Raw genomic sequence first — 14,044 nt, 5'->3', positions numbered from 1 at the left:
CCGTGACACGGGCGAGGGCCCCGGGAACCTCTTCGGTTCCCGGGGCCCTCGTATGCGTCGTACGGCGGCCGCGTCAGGGGAGGCGGGGCGGCTGTCGGTCGGCCGACTCGCCACGGACCTCGCTCACGATCTGGTCGGTCCACTCCGAGAGCAGCGGGTCGGCGACCCTCTCGGCCGCGGCCCTGGCGCGCTCACGGTCCCGTTCGGCCTTCTCCTCGGCCTCCATCTCCGCGATGACATCGATCGGCGGCGGGGCCTTCGCGAGGAAGATCCAGGTCAGATAGACACAGAGCAGGAACGGCGGAATGCCCAGCGCCACCTTGACCCAGCCGAGCTGCGTGACGTCCCCCCACCAGTAGAGCGGGAAGAGGATCGCCGACTTGGCCAGCAGGATCAGCCCCCACGCCCAGGTGGCCTTGGTGTAGGCGCGGAAGCGGCCCGGATTGCGGGTGCGCCAGGAGAGGTTCTCCTTGAGCATCGGCCCGAGCAGCACACCGATCAGCGGATAGCGGAAGATCGCCGAGAGGACGTAGGCGACCGCCAGGCCGAGGGTGTAGAGCATGCCCGGCAGATAGAAGTTCTTGGCGTCGCCGGACATCATGGCGAAGATCGCGCCGAACGCGACCCCGAAGACCCCGCTGAAGGCGTGCTTCAGGGTCTCCTTGCGCGCCAGCCGGGCCAGCGCCAGCAGCACCGTCAGGCCGAGCGCGGCGATGGCGGCGAGGTGGATGTCGCGCTTGATGGTGTAGAGCAGGACGAAGACCAGGCCGGGGACAGTGGTGTCCACCATGCCCCGTACGCCGCCGAACGCCTCGAGGAGCGCTGTGTCGGCCGCAGCCCTGCTCCGGGAGGCGGTGTCCTGGTCATCGGTGGGGGTCGGCTTGTCGTCTGACGTCACCGGCTACTCCTGTCCGAGCGGTCGGAGTTCGTACTTCGGATTGAACAGCACCCGGCGCCCGTGACTCATGGAGATCCGGCCGGAGGCGATCAGCTTGCGGCCCGGTTCTATGCCGATGATGGAGCGACGGCCCAGCCACACCACGTCCAACGCGGCAGTGCCGTCGAAGAGCTCCGCCTCCAGTGCGGGCACCCCGGCCCTCGGCCGCAGTGTGACGGTGCGCAGCGTACCTGTCACCTTGACGATCTGCCGGTCGCCGCAGTCACCGATCTTGGTACAGCCCGCGTCCTCCGCGTCCTGCTGGAGCTCGGCGGAGTGAAGCTCCTCCTGGGAACTCGACAGCCGGTCGAGCATCCGCCGAAAGCGGCCGACCGGCTTGTCACCCTTCTCGGAGGGCTGGCGTACGGAACTCATACGGCCAGCGTACCGGTGAGCCCCTCCCGCAACCCCGTTGTGTCCCGCACCGCTCGAAGCGATCACCGCGCGCCCCGATCACCGCTCGAAGCGGTATCCCATCCCCGGCTCGGTGATACTGCATCCCCCGGGGGACAACCCCCGGACCCCCGGCCGCACACCCCGACTCGCTGATCACCGCTCGAAGCGGTACCCCATCCCGGGCTCGGTGATGAAGTGCCGCGGATGGGAAGGGTCGACCTCCAGCTTGCGGCGCAGCTGGGCCATGTAGACCCGCAGATAGTTGGTCTCGGTGCCGTAGGAGGGGCCCCAGACCTCCTGGAGCAGCTGCTTCTGGCTGACCAGACGGCCGGGGTTGCGCACCAGCACCTCCAGCAGGTGCCATTCGGTGGGTGTCAACCGCACGTCGCGGCCGTCGCGGTGGGCCTTCTTGGCCGCCAGGTCGACCGAGAACGCCTCGGTCTCGACGGTCACCGGGTCCTCCGACTGCACGGTGGGCTCGGCACGGCGGACGGCGGCGCGCAGCCGGGCCAGCAACTCGTCCATGCCGAAGGGCTTGGTGACGTAGTCGTCCGCCCCCGCGTCCAGGGCCTCGACCTTCTCGTCGGAGGTCTGGCGGGCGGAGAGCACCAGGATCGGCACCCGGGTCCAGCCGCGCAGCCCCTTGATCACTTCCACCCCGTCCATGTCCGGCAGACCGAGGTCGAGCACGACGACGTCGGGGTGGCGGGTGGCGGCGAGCCGCAGGGCCGTCGCGCCGTCCGACGCGGCGTCCACCTCGTACTTGCGGGCCTTCAGGTTGATCACGAGGGCGCGTACGATCTGCGGCTCGTCGTCCACCACGAGCACCCGGTTCATCTGGTCTGCCTTCCCATCTCTGTGTTGTCGTCCCGCCCGCCCGGCCGCCCCCCTTCGCGGCTCGGGGAGCCGGTCAGGAAACCGCCCGTGCCGGGAGGTCGGGCCGGACCGGCGACCGGCCGGGGGCGGCCCGCAGGGTGAGCGCCATGGTCATCCCGCCGCCCGGGGTGTCCTCGGCGGCCAGTCGGCCGCCCATCGCCTCGGCGAAGCCGCGGGCCACGGCGAGCCCGAGGCCGACCCCGGCGCTGCGCGGGGCGTCACCGTACCGCTGGAAGGGCTCGAAGATCCGGTCCTTGGCGGTGTCGGGCACTCCGGGGCCGCGGTCGGCGACGCGCAGTTCGACCCGCTCACCGAGAGCGCTGGCCGAGACCAGCACGGGCGAGTCCGGCGGGCTGTACTTCACGGCGTTCTCCACGATGTTGGCGACGCTGCGCTCCAGCAGCCCGGGGTCGACGGCGACCATCGGCAGCTCCTCGGGGATGTCGAGGGTGACGCTGCCCTCCGGGACGCCGCCGAGCGCCATCGGCACCACCTCGTCGAGGTCGATCTCGCGGATGAGCGGGGTGACGGTGCCGGTCTGGAGCCGGGACATGTCCAGCAGGTTCCCCACCAGGTGGTCGAGCCGGTCGGCGCCGTCCTCGATGCCCTCCAGCAGCTCCGCCTCGTCCTCCTCGGACCAGGCGACGTCGTCGGAGCGCAGCGAGGTCACGGCGGCCTTGATGGCCGCGAGCGGGGTGCGCAGATCATGGCTGACGGCGGCCAGCAGGGCGGTCCGTATGCGGTTGCCCTCGGCCAACTCGGTGGCCCGCTCGGCCTCGACGGCCAGCCGCTGCCGGTCGAGGACGACGGCGGCCTGGGCGGCGAAGGCGGCGAGCACCCGGCGGTCCTCGGCGGGCAGCACCCGGCCGGAGAGCGCGAGCGCCATATGGTCGCCGACCGGCATGTCCACGTCCGCGTCCTCGGGCCGCTCCGGCGGCCCCGCTCCCCCGGCGCTGCCGACGCTGCCCGCGCAGGTCCAGGGGGCGACATCGCTCTCCCGCTCCAGCAGCGCCACCGTGTCCATGCCGAAGGTCTCGCGGACCCGCTCCAGCAGTGCCTCCAGGCTGGTCTCGCCGCGCAGCACACTGCCCGCGAGGAAGGACAGCACCTCGGACTCGGCGCGCAGCCGGGCGGCCTGGTGGGTGCGTCGCGCCGCGAGGTCGACGACCGAGGCCACGCTGACCGCCACCGCCACGAAGATCGCTATGGCGACGATGTTCTCGGGGTCGGCGATGGTGAGGGTGTGGGTGGGCGGGGTGAAGTAGTAGTTGAGCAGCAGTGATCCCACAGCCGCCGAGGCGAGGGCGGGCAGCATCCCGCCCAGCAGCGCCGCCAGCACATTGAGGAAGAGGAAGAGCAGTACCTCGTTGGCGAAGCCGGGTCCGGCCTCGGAGGCGAGGGTGGCTCCGCCGGCCGTGAGCAGCAGCGTGAGCAGCACCGGTCCGGCCACGCCCACCACCCAGCCCGCGATCAGCCGGGAGCGGCCGAGCCGGGCGCCGCGCGCCACGGGCAGCCCGCGGCCCTTGGCGACCTCGTCGTGGGTGACGATGTGGACGTCGAGGTCGGGTCCGGAGTCGCGGGCGACGGTGGCGCCCACCCCGGGTCCGAAGATGTACTGCCACGCCTTGCGGCGGCTGGAACCGAGCACGATCTGCGTGGCGTTGACCCCGCGGGCGAACTCCAGCAGCGCCCCGGGGATGTCCTCCCCTATGACGTGGTGGAAGGTGCCGCCCAAGTCCTCGACCAGGGTGCGCTGGACCGCCAGCTCCTTGGGGGAGGCGGAGGTGAGCCCGTCGCTGCGGGCGATGTAGACGGCGAGGATCTCGCTGCCGGAGCCCTTGGCCGCCATCCGCGCGGCCCGGCGGATCAGCGTCCGGCCCTCGGGGCCGCCGGTGAGGCCGACGACGATGCGCTCGCGCGCCTGCCAGGTGGAGCGGATGCTGTGCTCGGAGCGGTACTGCTGGAGGTACTCGTCGACCCGGTCGGCGGTCCACAGCAGGGCCAGCTCGCGCAGCGCGGTCAGGTTCCCGGGCCGGAAGTAGTTGGACAGCGCCGCGTCGACCTTGTCGGGGGCGTAGATGTTGCCGTGCGCCATCCGGCGGCGCAGGGCCTGGGGCGACATGTCGACCAGCTCGATCTGGTCGGCGCGGCGCACCACCTCGTCGGGCACGGTCTCCCGCTGCCGGACGCCCGTTATCGACTCCACCACGTCGCCCAGCGACTCCAGGTGCTGGATATTGACGGTGGAGACGACGTCGATGCCCGCCCGCAGCAGCTCCTCGATGTCCTGCCAGCGCTTGGTGTTGCGGGAGCCGGGGACGTTGGTGTGGGCGAGCTCGTCGACGAGTGCGACGGCGGGGCGGCGGGCGAGCACCGCGTCCACGTCCATCTCGGTGAAGACGGCGCCCCGGTACTCCAGCTCCCGGCGGGGCACCGCCTCCAGCCCGTGCATCATCACCTCGGTGCGGCGGCGGCCGTGGTGCTCGACGAAGCCGACCACGAGGTCGGTGCCCCGCTCGACCCGGCGGTGGCCCTCCGAGAGCATGGCGTAGGTCTTGCCGACCCCCGGGGCCGCACCGAGGTAGATCCGTAGCTTGCCGCGTCCCATGGCCCTATTTTCCCTGCCTGTTCCGAGTTGTCAGCGCTGGGTGAGCCGGGACAGCGCGATGTTCAGCTTGAGCACGTTGACGCGCGGCTCACCGAGGAAGCCGAGCTGACGGCCCTCGGTGTGGTCCTTCACCAGCCGGGCCACCGTGTCCCGCGCCAGCCCGTTGGCCTGGGCGACCCGGTTCACCTGGAGCTCGGCGTAGGCCGGGGAGATGTGGGGGTCGAGACCGGAGGCGGAGGCGGTGAGCGCGTCCACCGGCACCCGGGACTCGGAGACATGGTTGAAGTGGGCCACCTGCTTGCGGCGGTCGATGACGGTCTCCTTCAGCACCTTGCTGTCGGAGGCGAGGTTGGACGCGCCGGAGACGATGATCGAGTACTGGGTGTTGTAGGCGTTGGTGCCCGCCGCGGACGGCCGGGGCTGGAAGTAGTGCGGATCCGGCAGCGGATTGCCGTCCTCGTCCTTCTTGTCGAGGTCGAAGCGCTGGCCGATGTTTTCGGAGCCGACGACCCGGCCGCCGGACGTCACCTCGGAGCCATTGGCCTTGTGGTGGAAGGCGGCCTGGGCGATCCCGGTGACGGCGAGGGGGTAGAGCACCCCGCAGACGACGGTGAGCGCCAGCAGGGCGCGCAGCCCCGCGCCGATCAGCCGCGCCGTACCGCGGACCGAGCTGTTCATGGAGGTCATGGTGGTGGGTCACCCGATCCCGGGGATGAGGGAGATGAGCAGGTCGATGAGTTTGATCCCGATGAACGGGGCGATCAGGCCGCCGAGGCCGTACAGGCCCAGGTTGCGGCGGAGCATCCGGTCGGCGCTCATGGGGCGGTAGCGCACACCCTTGAGTGCGAGCGGCACCAGCGCCACGATGATCAGCGCGTTGAAGATCACCGCCGAGAGGATGGCCGACTCGGTCGAGGACAGCCGCATGATGTTGAGCGTGTCCAGGCCCTCGTAGCCCGCCACGGCGCCGAACATCGCGGGGATGATCGCGAAGTACTTGGCGACGTCGTTGGCGATCGAGAAGGTGGTCAGCGCGCCGCGGGTGATGAGCAGCTGCTTGCCGATCTCCACGATCTCGATCAGCTTGGTCGGGTTGGAGTCCAGGTCCACCATGTTCCCGGCCTCCTTGGCGGCCGAGGTGCCGGTGTTCATGGCCACGCCGACGTCGGCCTGGGCCAGCGCGGGGGCGTCGTTGGTGCCGTCGCCGGTCATCGCGACCAGCTTGCCGCCCGCCTGCTCCCGCTTGATGAGCGCCATCTTGTCCTCGGGGGTGGCCTCCGCCAGGAAGTCGTCCACCCCCGCCTCGTCGGCGATGGCCTTCGCGGTCAGCGGGTTGTCCCCGGTGATCATCACGGTCTTGATGCCCATCCGGCGCAGTTCGTCGAACCGCTCCCGCATGCCCTCCTTGACCACGTCCTTGAGGTGGATCACGCCGAGCACCCGCGGACCGTCGGCGTCCTCGATCGCGACCAGCAGCGGGGTGCCACCGGCCGCCGATATCGCGTCGACCGTCTCCCGGGCGTCGGAGGAGACCTCCCCGCCGCGCTGGCCGACCCAGGCGACGATGGCGCCCGCGGCGCCCTTGCGCACCGTGGTGCCGTCCACGTCGACGCCGGACATCCGGGTCTGGGCGGTGAAGGGCACAAACGTCAAAGAGGCAGCATGGCCGAGCTCACCCTCGTCCCGCGCCCGCAGCCCGTAGCGCTCCTTGGCCAGGACCACGATCGAGCGGCCCTCGGGGGTCTCGTCGGCCAGCGAGGACAGCTGGGCGGCGTCGGCGAGCTCCGCCTCGGACGCCCCGGTCACCGGGACGAACTCCGCGGCCTGCCGGTTGCCGAGGGTGATGGTGCCGGTCTTGTCGAGCAGCAGGGTGGACACATCACCCGCCGCCTCGACCGCGCGGCCGGACATGGCCAGCACATTGCGCTGGACCAGCCGGTCCATGCCCGCGATGCCGATGGCCGAGAGCAGCGCCCCGATGGTGGTCGGGATGAGGCAGACCAGCAGCGCGGTGAGCACGATCATCGTCTGCTCGGCGCCCGCGTAGATCGCGAACGGCTGGAGGGTCACCACCGCCAGCAGGAAGACGATGGTGAGCGAGGCCAGCAGGATGTTCAGCGCGATCTCGTTCGGGGTCTTCTGCCGTGCGGCGCCCTCGACGAGGTTGATCATCCGGTCGATGAAGGTCTCGCCCGGCTTGGTGGTGATCTTGACGACGATGCGGTCGGACAGCACCTTGGTGCCACCGGTGACCGCGGACCGGTCGCCGCCGGACTCCCGGATGACCGGGGCCGACTCACCGGTGATGGCGGACTCGTCCACGGACGCCACGCCCTCGACGACATCGCCGTCGCCCGGGATGATGTCGCCCGCCTCGCAGACCACCAGATCGCCGATGCGCAGCTCGGTGCCGGGCACCTGCTCCTCGGCGGAGCCGGTCAGCCGGCGCGCCACGGTGTCGGTCTTGGCCTTGCGCAGGGTGTCGGCCTGCGCCTTGCCGCGGCCCTCGGCCACGGCCTCGGCCAGGTTGGCGAAGACCACGGTCAGCCACAGCCAGACGGTGATGGCCCAGCCGAACCAGTCGCCGGGGTCGAGGAAGGCGAGCACGGTGGTGAGCACCGAGCCGATCTCGACCACGAACATCACCGGGGACTTCGCCATGATCCGCGGGTCCAGCTTGCGGAAGGCGTCCGGCAGCGACTTCACCAGCTGCCGGGGGTCGAACAGACCGCCCGAGACCCGGCCGCCGGAGCCCTCGGGGCCGTGCGGGTGCCCGCCCTCGGGTGCGGTGCGTACGGGAGTGGTGGCTGTGCTCATGAGAGTCCCTCCGCCATCGGGCCAAGGGCCAGGGCCGGGAAGTAGGTCAGACCGGTGATGATGAGGATCGCGCCGACCAGCAGCCCCGCGAAGAGCGGCTTCTCGGTGCGCAGGGTCCCCGCGGTCTCGGGGACGGGCTTCTGCTCGGCCAGCGAGCCGGCCAGCGCCAGGACGAACACCATGGGGAGGAAGCGGCCGAGCAGCATGGCCAGGCCGATCGTGGTGTTGTACCACTGGGTGTTCGCGTTGAGCCCGGCGAAGGCGGAGCCGTTGTTGTTGGCGCCGGAGGTGAAGGCGTACAGCACTTCGGAGAAGCCGTGCGCCCCGCTGTGGTTCACCGAGTTCCCGGCGGTGTTGAGCATGGAGTCCGGCGGGGTGGACAGCGCCATCGACAGGGCGGTGAAGCCGAGCACCAGGGTCGGGGTGATGAGGATGTAGCAGGCCGCGAGCTTGATCTCGCGGGAGCCGATCTTCTTCCCGAGGTACTCGGGGGTGCGGCCGACCATGAGGCCCGCGATGAACACCGCGATGATCGCCATGGACAGCATGCCGTAGAGACCCGAGCCCACACCGCCGGGGGCGATCTCGCCGAGCATCATGCCCAGCATGGTGAGCCCGCCTCCGAAGCCGGTGAAGGAGGAGTGGAAGGAGTCCACGGCGCCGGTCGAGGTCAGGGTGGTGCTGGTGGCGAAGATCGCGGAGGCGCCGACGCCGAACCGCTGCTCCTTGCCCTCCATCGCGCCGCCCGCCTCCTGGAGCGCCGCGCCACCGTGGTGGAACTCGGTCCACATCATCAGCGCCGTGAAACCGAGCCAGATCAGACCCATCGCGGCGAGGATCGCGTAGCCCTGCCGGATGTTGCCCACCAGCTTCCCGAAGGTGCGGGTCAGCGCGAAGGGGATGACCAGGATCAGGAAGATCTCGAAGAGGTTGGTGAAACCGCTCGGATTCTCGAACGGGTGGGCGGAGTTGGCGTTGAAGAAGCCGCCGCCGTTGGTGCCCAGCTCCTTGATGACCTCCTGCGAGGCCACGGCGCCGCCGTTCATCTGCCGGCTGCCGCCGGTGAGCTGCCCAACCTCGTGGATGCCCGCGAAGTTCTGGATGGCGCCGCAGGCGACCAGCACCAGCGCGCCCACCACCGACAGCGGGAGCAGGATGCGGACCGTGCCGCGCACCAGGTCGGCCCAGAAGTTGCCGAGCTCACCGGTGCGCGAGCGGGCGAAGCCCCGGACCAGCGCGATGGCCACGGCCATGCCGACGGCGGCGGAGACGAAGTTCTGCACCGCGAGACCGGCCGTCTGGACGACGTGTCCCATGGACTGCTCGCCCGAGTACGACTGCCAGTTGGTGTTGGCGACGAAGGACGCGGCGGTGTTGAACGCCTGGTGCGGGCTGATCGGGGTGAAGCCGAGCGAGAGCGGCAGGCTGCCCTGAACGCGCTGCAACAGGTACAGGAACAGGACGCCCATCAGGGAGAACGCAAGGACGCCGCGCAGATAGGCGGGCCAGCGCATCTGGGTGGACGGGTTGGCGCCTATGCAGCGGTAGATCCACTTCTCGGGGCGCAGATGCTTCTCGGAGCTGTAGACGGCGGCCATGTAGTCGCCGAGCGGTCGGTACACCAGGGCGAGCGCGCCGATCAGCGCGGCCAGCTGGAGCACCCCAGCGAGTTCGGGGCTCATGTGCGGGACCTCAGAACCTCTCCGGGAAGATCAGCGCGAGGACCAGATAACCCAGCAGGGCGACGGCCACCACCAGGCCGACGACGTTCTCGGCGGTCACAGCTTCGTCACCCCCCTGGCGACGACGGCCACGACCGCGAATACCGCGATCGTGGCGACGACGAAGGCCAGGTCGGCCATCGTGGGCTCCTAGAGGCTCGGATACGAACGGACCTCTAGAGGAAACCCCCGCCCAGAGCACTCGACGACACCCGTTGACGGCTCCCTTACGGCCATTGGCGCCCTTTTGACGCATCCCTGACGCCGACCGCTCCCACCTGCGAAAAGCGGTGGGCCGTACTCCGCAGAGAAGAGTACGGCCCACCCGTGAACGCTCACATCAGGCCACGCCTTACGCCAAGGGCTCAGCCTGATCCGAGCGAGCAGCCCGCCAAGGCGCCGAGACCGGAGGGGGCGGTCACGCCCTGGCGGGAGATGGAGCGGGCGATGCGCTCGATCGTCGAGCTGCGCTGGTCCTTCAGCGGACCCAGCACGGTGTCCCGGACGAACGCCGGGTCCGGGCCGCCCGTGCCCGGAGAGGCGGCCAGCCGAGAGCCGGCCTCGGCCAGCTGGGCGTCGAGCAGCGCGAGATTGCGGTCCACCTCGGCCCGGGCGCCCGCCGGGACCTCGGGGAGCGAGCCGGAGACCGGGGGACAGCTGATCCGGGAGGCGGCCGCGGCCGACGCCGTGACGTCACCCTGGCCCGACGGATCCGACAGATCCGCCAGCGCGGCTCCGGCGACGACGGACGCACAGGTGACGCCGCCGATGGCAGCGGCGGCGACGATGCGCCGGCGGAGCCGTAACGGAAGGCGGTGCGCCATCTGATCTCACCTCGTCGAGGTCGAACCGGGGGCCGGGTCTCGCACCCAGGAGTACGGCGCGCGGGGCAGCCGTGTTCAATGAGCCCGGAAAAAAGCCGAAGGGGCCCGGGGGCACTGCCCCGGGCCCCTTCGGACCTGGCCTTCCCTGTGCGCGGGCGCGTGCGCGGAAGGAGCCTCAGCGCACCTCGCTGATCTCCGGGCCGCGCTGGAGGCGGTCGGCGCCGCCCGCGAACCGCGAGCCCTGCGCCTCGTCCTGCTGCACCCCGTCGGGCACCATCTGCGCGTCGTTCGGCAGCTTGAGCACGATCGGATCGCGCGGGGCCATCGGGCCCTCGCCGCGCACCACGACCGTGTCCTGGAAGATCGCCTCCAGCAGGCTGCCGGTCTCGGGCTGCACCGCCCCCTGCCCGGAGATCACTCCACGCAGGAACCAGCGCGGCCCGTCGACGCCGATGAAGCGGACCACCTGCACGCCGTTCTTCCCGTCGGGCAGCTGCACCGGCACCTGAGCCCGCAGTTCCCAGCCGAGCGGTCCCTCGACCTCGTCCACCACGCCACCCTGCTGGGTGATACCGGTGGCGATCTCGTCCCGGACCTCGGTCCAGATGCCTTCCTTCTTGGGCGCGGCGAACGCCTGGAGTTGCACGGCGCTGTCCCGCAGCACCACGGTGGCGGCGACGATCGCGTCCCCCGCGACCTCCACCCGCAGCTCCATGCCCTCGACACCCGGGACGAGCATGCCGCCCAGGTCCACCCGGCCCTCGCCGGGCTCACGCACCTCGGATACGTCCCACGGGCCGTCGGGGCGCGGCGCGGGCGGCAGGCTCACCCGGGCGGCCTCCACCGCCTCGGAGGGGTCCTCCGCGTCCTCCGCGTCCTCGGTCAACTCCTCGGAGGCCACGTCGAGGGCCTCGACGTCCTCCTCGCTGCGCTTGCGGCGACGTCCGAACACGTCATCGTCCTTCCCGGTCGGAACCGACCGAAGCGTATCCATTCCCACCCTTTATGCCGTCCACGGCGGCGTGGCCGCCGGTGGACCCGAAGCCCCCTTCGGCCCGCGCCGACCCGGGAAGCTCCGCCACCTCGTGGAAGCGCACCTTCTCGACCTGCTGGACGACCAACTGGGCAATCCGGTCGAAGCGCTCGAATCGCACGCTCTCGCGCGGATCGAGATTGACCACGATCACCTTGATCTCTCCACGGTACCCGGCATCGATGGTCCCCGGGGCATTCACCATGGCGATGCCACAGCGGGCGGCGAGTCCGGACCTCGGATGCACAAAGGCGGCATACCCCTCCGGCAGCGCGATAGACACCCCGGTGGGCAGAACCGTGCGCTCCCCCGGGGCGAGCTCCGCGGCCTGTGTGGTGACCAGATCGGCGCCCGCGTCGCCGGGGTGGGCGTACCCGGGGAGCGGCACCTCGGGATCGACCCTGCGGATCAGCACCTCGACCGGCTGCGGACTCACTGGTTCACCTCGCACACACGCGCCAGCTTCGCCTGGTCCGGGTCGGCGATCGCCGCGTTGATCTCCTCCGCCCGCCCGTTCTGGATGAAGTGGTCCACCCGTACCTCTATGAAGAGGGCGTCCGCGCGGACGGCGACGGGGCCGTCGTGCGCATCGATCCGGCCGGTGGCGGTGCAGTAGATCTTCCGGCCGTGCACGGCGGTCACCCGCGCCTGAAGGTGCAGCACGGTGCCGACCGGGACGGGACGGGCGAAGTCGGTCTCCAGCCGCCCGGTCACCGCGATCACCCGCTGCATCCAGTTGAGCGCCCCCAGCGTCTCGTCCAGCGCCGCGCTCAGCAGCCCGCCGTGGGCCAGCCCCGGAGCGCCCTGGTGGACCGGGCGCACCTCGAACTCGGCGGTGACGGCGACGCCCTCGCCGGCGCGGGCCCGAAGCAGCAGACCGCTCTCCTGGTCACCGCAGCCGAAGCACTGGTGGTTGTGGGCGTCGAGAAGCTCCCCGGGCGCGGGCGCGTCGGGGTGGCGCACGGGTGCCCTGGCATCCTCCGGCGGCTTCAGCGCTGTAGTTGTTCCACTCACAACGGCTGACCTTACCCGCGCGGACAGCCGGGATCGGCGGCCATGCCAAGCTGATAGGCATGGAGCCTTACGACGAACGCCTCACCGCGCCCCGTTCCTGGTGGTTCATCGCCCTGATGGTCGGGGTCGCCATGGGGCTGATCATGCTGCCGTTCGGCACACTGCCGATGCTCGGCGGTCTGATCGGCGGCAGCGCGCTGGCCGCCGTGGCGGTGAGTTCGTACGGCTCGGCGCGGGTGCGGGTGGTGGCGGGCTCGCTGGTGGCAGGAGACGCGAAGATCCCGGTGTCGGCGCTGGGGACCGCCGAGGTGCTGGACGCCGACGAGGCGACCGCCTGGCGCAGCTACAAGGCCGATCCGCGGGCGTTCATGCTGCTGCGCAGTTACATCCCCACCGCACTGCGGGTGGAGGTCACCGATCCGCAGGACCCGACGCCCTATGTGTATGTGTCGACCCGGGACCCCAAGGCCCTCGCCGCCGCCCTCGCGGCGGTGCGCTCGGACGCCTCGTAGCTCCCCGTGGGGCCGAGGGCCCGGGGGCTCATTCGGCCAGCGGGACCAGCTCGCTCCAGGGGATCTGCTTGGCGCGCAGATCTTTACGGACCTTGCGCGCGAGCCTCTTGGTGTCACGCCGGTTCATGGCGGCCCCGACGACCGCGCCCACCATGAAGGGGGTCAGCACCGGCAGATTGCGGAAGCTGCGCCTGAGCACCTGCTGACGCATCTCGCGCCGCATCTGGACGCCCAGCGCGGCGTTGACGGTGGCCGGGACCGTGACGTCGATCCCGCGCTCCGCGGCCCACGCCCCGAGACAGGCGGTGGCGCGCTGGCGCACTCCGCCGGGCGGCCGCAGTCCGTAGACCTCGTGCAGCTCGGCGATGAGCTTGATCTCTATGGAGGCCACCCCGATGATCTCGGCGGCCAGTTCGGTGGGCATGGCGGGCGGCGCAGGAAGCATGGCCGCCGCCCCGACGCCCGCGCCCACGGTGGAGGTGCCATGTACGGCACCCGCCACCAACTTGTCCGCGATCTGCTCCGGGCCGAGCCCGGGGAACTGCCGACGCAGTGTCTCCAGGTCGCGGACCGGGATCCGCGGAGCGTTCGCGATGATTCGGTCGGCGACCGCGTAAACCCCCGCTCTCGCACGCTCGCCGCCTGAGCGGACACCACGGCCCAGGGCGCTCGCGAGCGAGGCCGTCCGGCCTCGCTCGGGGTGCGCCTCGGTCACGCTGCCGTGCTCCGCGTCCACGCCTGCGTCGTGGCTCAGGCCGCGCAGTCGCGGCAGATCGGCTGGCCGTTCTTGGTCTCGTTGGCCAGCTGGCTGCGGTGGTGCACGAGGAAGCAGCTCATGCAGGTGAACTCGTCCGCCTGGCGGGGCAGTACCCGCACGGACAGCTCCTCGTTCGAGAGGTCCGCACCGGGCAGCTCGAGGCCCTCGGCCTGCTCGAACTCGTCCACGTCGACGGTCGAGGCGGACTTGTCGTTCCGCCTGGCCTTCAGCTCCTCGATGCTGTCCTCGTTGACGTCATCGTCGGTCTTGCGTGGGGTGTCGTAATCCGTTGCCATGTCGCTCTCCCCCTCTGGGTGTCTGCGGTGTCTCCAGCGCACGTAACGCGTGAGAGGCCGGACTTGTGCCCGACCCGAGGCGGAGATTTTGCCTCACATCAAGGTCTGTTACTCAATCGACACCCAACCGCACCCCTGAAGAGGTGATCGGGTTGGATGGCCATCGGGACCGTACACGGTCCGACTGTCGCACTCGCATGCGCCATGACGTGTACTTCCCGTGATCTCGGTCACCGAAAACCCGGATTTTCCC

Annotated in this window: 15 protein-coding genes; 1 reads left to right on the top strand and 14 read right to left on the bottom strand. The window is 70.7% G+C overall.

Annotation, left to right across the window (positions count from 1 at the left end):
• Window positions 1–73: 73 nt before the first annotated feature.
• The 12 genes from JK363_RS28245 to JK363_RS28190 all read right to left on the bottom strand — a co-directional run bounded on the left by JK363_RS28245 (window position 74) and on the right by JK363_RS28190 (window position 12,226).
• A complete protein-coding gene (locus JK363_RS28245) occupies window positions 74–898 on the bottom strand; it encodes a DUF3159 domain-containing protein (RefSeq protein ID WP_201878583.1) in 825 nt (274 codons plus the stop codon).
• 3 nt (window positions 899–901) lie between these two features.
• Window positions 902–1,312 (bottom strand): OB-fold nucleic acid binding domain-containing protein, encoded by a 411-nt coding sequence (locus JK363_RS28240; protein ID WP_201878581.1) that lies wholly within the window; start codon window positions 1,310–1,312, stop codon window positions 902–904.
• 174 nt (window positions 1,313–1,486) lie between these two features.
• On the bottom strand, window positions 1,487–2,170 hold the full coding sequence (locus JK363_RS28235; RefSeq protein ID WP_201878579.1) for a response regulator: 684 nt from the start codon (window positions 2,168–2,170) through the stop codon (window positions 1,487–1,489).
• 73 nt (window positions 2,171–2,243) lie between these two features.
• Window positions 2,244–4,817, bottom strand: coding sequence for a DUF4118 domain-containing protein (locus tag JK363_RS28230; protein ID WP_201878577.1), 2,574 nt, complete (start codon window positions 4,815–4,817; stop codon window positions 2,244–2,246).
• A 30-nt stretch (window positions 4,818–4,847) separates the two neighbouring features.
• On the bottom strand, window positions 4,848–5,495 hold the full coding sequence (kdpC, locus tag JK363_RS28225; protein WP_372444865.1) for a potassium-transporting ATPase subunit KdpC: 648 nt from the start codon (window positions 5,493–5,495) through the stop codon (window positions 4,848–4,850).
• Between the two features lie 18 nt (window positions 5,496–5,513).
• Window positions 5,514–7,634: a potassium-transporting ATPase subunit KdpB gene (kdpB, locus tag JK363_RS28220; protein ID WP_201878573.1), complete on the bottom strand. Its 2,121-nt coding sequence runs from the start codon at window positions 7,632–7,634 to the stop codon at window positions 5,514–5,516.
• A complete protein-coding gene (gene kdpA / locus JK363_RS28215; RefSeq protein ID WP_201878571.1) occupies window positions 7,631–9,316 on the bottom strand; it encodes a potassium-transporting ATPase subunit KdpA in 1,686 nt (561 codons plus the stop codon). The genes kdpB and kdpA overlap by 4 nt, the downstream gene beginning before the upstream one ends.
• Window positions 9,317–9,326: 10 nt before the next feature.
• Window positions 9,327–9,416 carry a K(+)-transporting ATPase subunit F gene (gene kdpF / locus JK363_RS28210; protein ID WP_009326374.1) on the bottom strand — a complete coding sequence of 30 codons (90 nt, stop codon included), beginning with the start codon at window positions 9,414–9,416 and terminating at the stop codon, window positions 9,327–9,329.
• A 304-nt stretch (window positions 9,417–9,720) separates the two neighbouring features.
• Window positions 9,721–10,179 carry a hypothetical protein gene (locus tag JK363_RS28205; protein ID WP_201878569.1) on the bottom strand — a complete coding sequence of 153 codons (459 nt, stop codon included), beginning with the start codon at window positions 10,177–10,179 and terminating at the stop codon, window positions 9,721–9,723.
• A 175-nt stretch (window positions 10,180–10,354) separates the two neighbouring features.
• Window positions 10,355–11,131, bottom strand: a complete 777-nt coding sequence (locus JK363_RS28200; RefSeq protein ID WP_201878567.1) for a DUF3710 domain-containing protein — start codon at window positions 11,129–11,131, stop codon at window positions 10,355–10,357.
• 1 nt (window position 11,132) lies between these two features.
• Window positions 11,133–11,648, bottom strand: a complete 516-nt coding sequence (gene dut, locus JK363_RS28195) for a dUTP diphosphatase (RefSeq protein WP_201878565.1) — start codon at window positions 11,646–11,648, stop codon at window positions 11,133–11,135.
• Complete coding sequence (locus tag JK363_RS28190; protein WP_201878564.1) at window positions 11,645–12,226, bottom strand: PaaI family thioesterase; 582 nt, start codon at window positions 12,224–12,226, stop codon at window positions 11,645–11,647. The genes dut and JK363_RS28190 overlap by 4 nt, the downstream gene beginning before the upstream one ends.
• Window positions 12,227–12,285: 59 nt before the next feature.
• Here JK363_RS28190 and JK363_RS28185 point away from each other — a divergent pair, with 59 nt between their 5' ends.
• Entirely contained in the window at window positions 12,286–12,738 is a 453-nt protein-coding gene (locus JK363_RS28185; RefSeq protein WP_201878562.1) for a DUF3093 domain-containing protein, read from the top strand.
• A 28-nt stretch (window positions 12,739–12,766) separates the two neighbouring features.
• Here JK363_RS28185 and JK363_RS28180 read toward each other — a convergent pair whose 3' ends face one another.
• Together JK363_RS28180 and JK363_RS28175 are read right to left on the bottom strand one after the other, a co-directional pair.
• Entirely contained in the window at window positions 12,767–13,474 is a 708-nt protein-coding gene (locus JK363_RS28180; protein WP_201878560.1) for a hypothetical protein, read from the bottom strand.
• Between the two features lie 14 nt (window positions 13,475–13,488).
• Window positions 13,489–13,791: a DUF4193 domain-containing protein gene (locus JK363_RS28175; RefSeq protein WP_014175864.1), complete on the bottom strand. Its 303-nt coding sequence runs from the start codon at window positions 13,789–13,791 to the stop codon at window positions 13,489–13,491.
• Window positions 13,792–14,044: the final 253 nt, after the last annotated feature.

Source organism: Streptomyces coffeae, from assembly GCF_016741875.1.
GTDB lineage: Bacteria > Actinomycetota > Actinomycetes > Streptomycetales > Streptomycetaceae > Streptomyces > Streptomyces coffeae.
The sequence above is the reverse complement of the archived record's forward strand: the minus strand, read 5'-3'. Positions and strand labels throughout refer to the sequence as shown.

Coding starts and splice junctions, on each gene's coding strand:
- JK363_RS28240 (WP_201878581.1), bottom strand. CDS start 1,312: ATGAGTTCCGTACGCCAGCCCTCCGAGAAGGGTGACAAGCCGGTCGGC.
- kdpB (WP_201878573.1), bottom strand. CDS start 7,634: ATGAGCACAGCCACCACTCCCGTACGCACCGCACCCGAGGGCGGGCAC.
- kdpA (WP_201878571.1), bottom strand. CDS start 9,316: ATGAGCCCCGAACTCGCTGGGGTGCTCCAGCTGGCCGCGCTGATCGGC.
- JK363_RS28205 (WP_201878569.1), bottom strand. CDS start 10,179: ATGGCGCACCGCCTTCCGTTACGGCTCCGCCGGCGCATCGTCGCCGCC.
- JK363_RS28175 (WP_014175864.1), bottom strand. CDS start 13,791: ATGGCAACGGATTACGACACCCCACGCAAGACCGACGATGACGTCAAC.
- JK363_RS28185 (WP_201878562.1), top strand. CDS start 12,286: ATGGAGCCTTACGACGAACGCCTCACCGCGCCCCGTTCCTGGTGGTTC.
- kdpC (WP_372444865.1), bottom strand. CDS start 5,495: ATGAACAGCTCGGTCCGCGGTACGGCGCGGCTGATCGGCGCGGGGCTG.
- JK363_RS28230 (WP_201878577.1), bottom strand. CDS start 4,817: ATGGGACGCGGCAAGCTACGGATCTACCTCGGTGCGGCCCCGGGGGTC.
- JK363_RS28235 (WP_201878579.1), bottom strand. CDS start 2,170: ATGAACCGGGTGCTCGTGGTGGACGACGAGCCGCAGATCGTACGCGCC.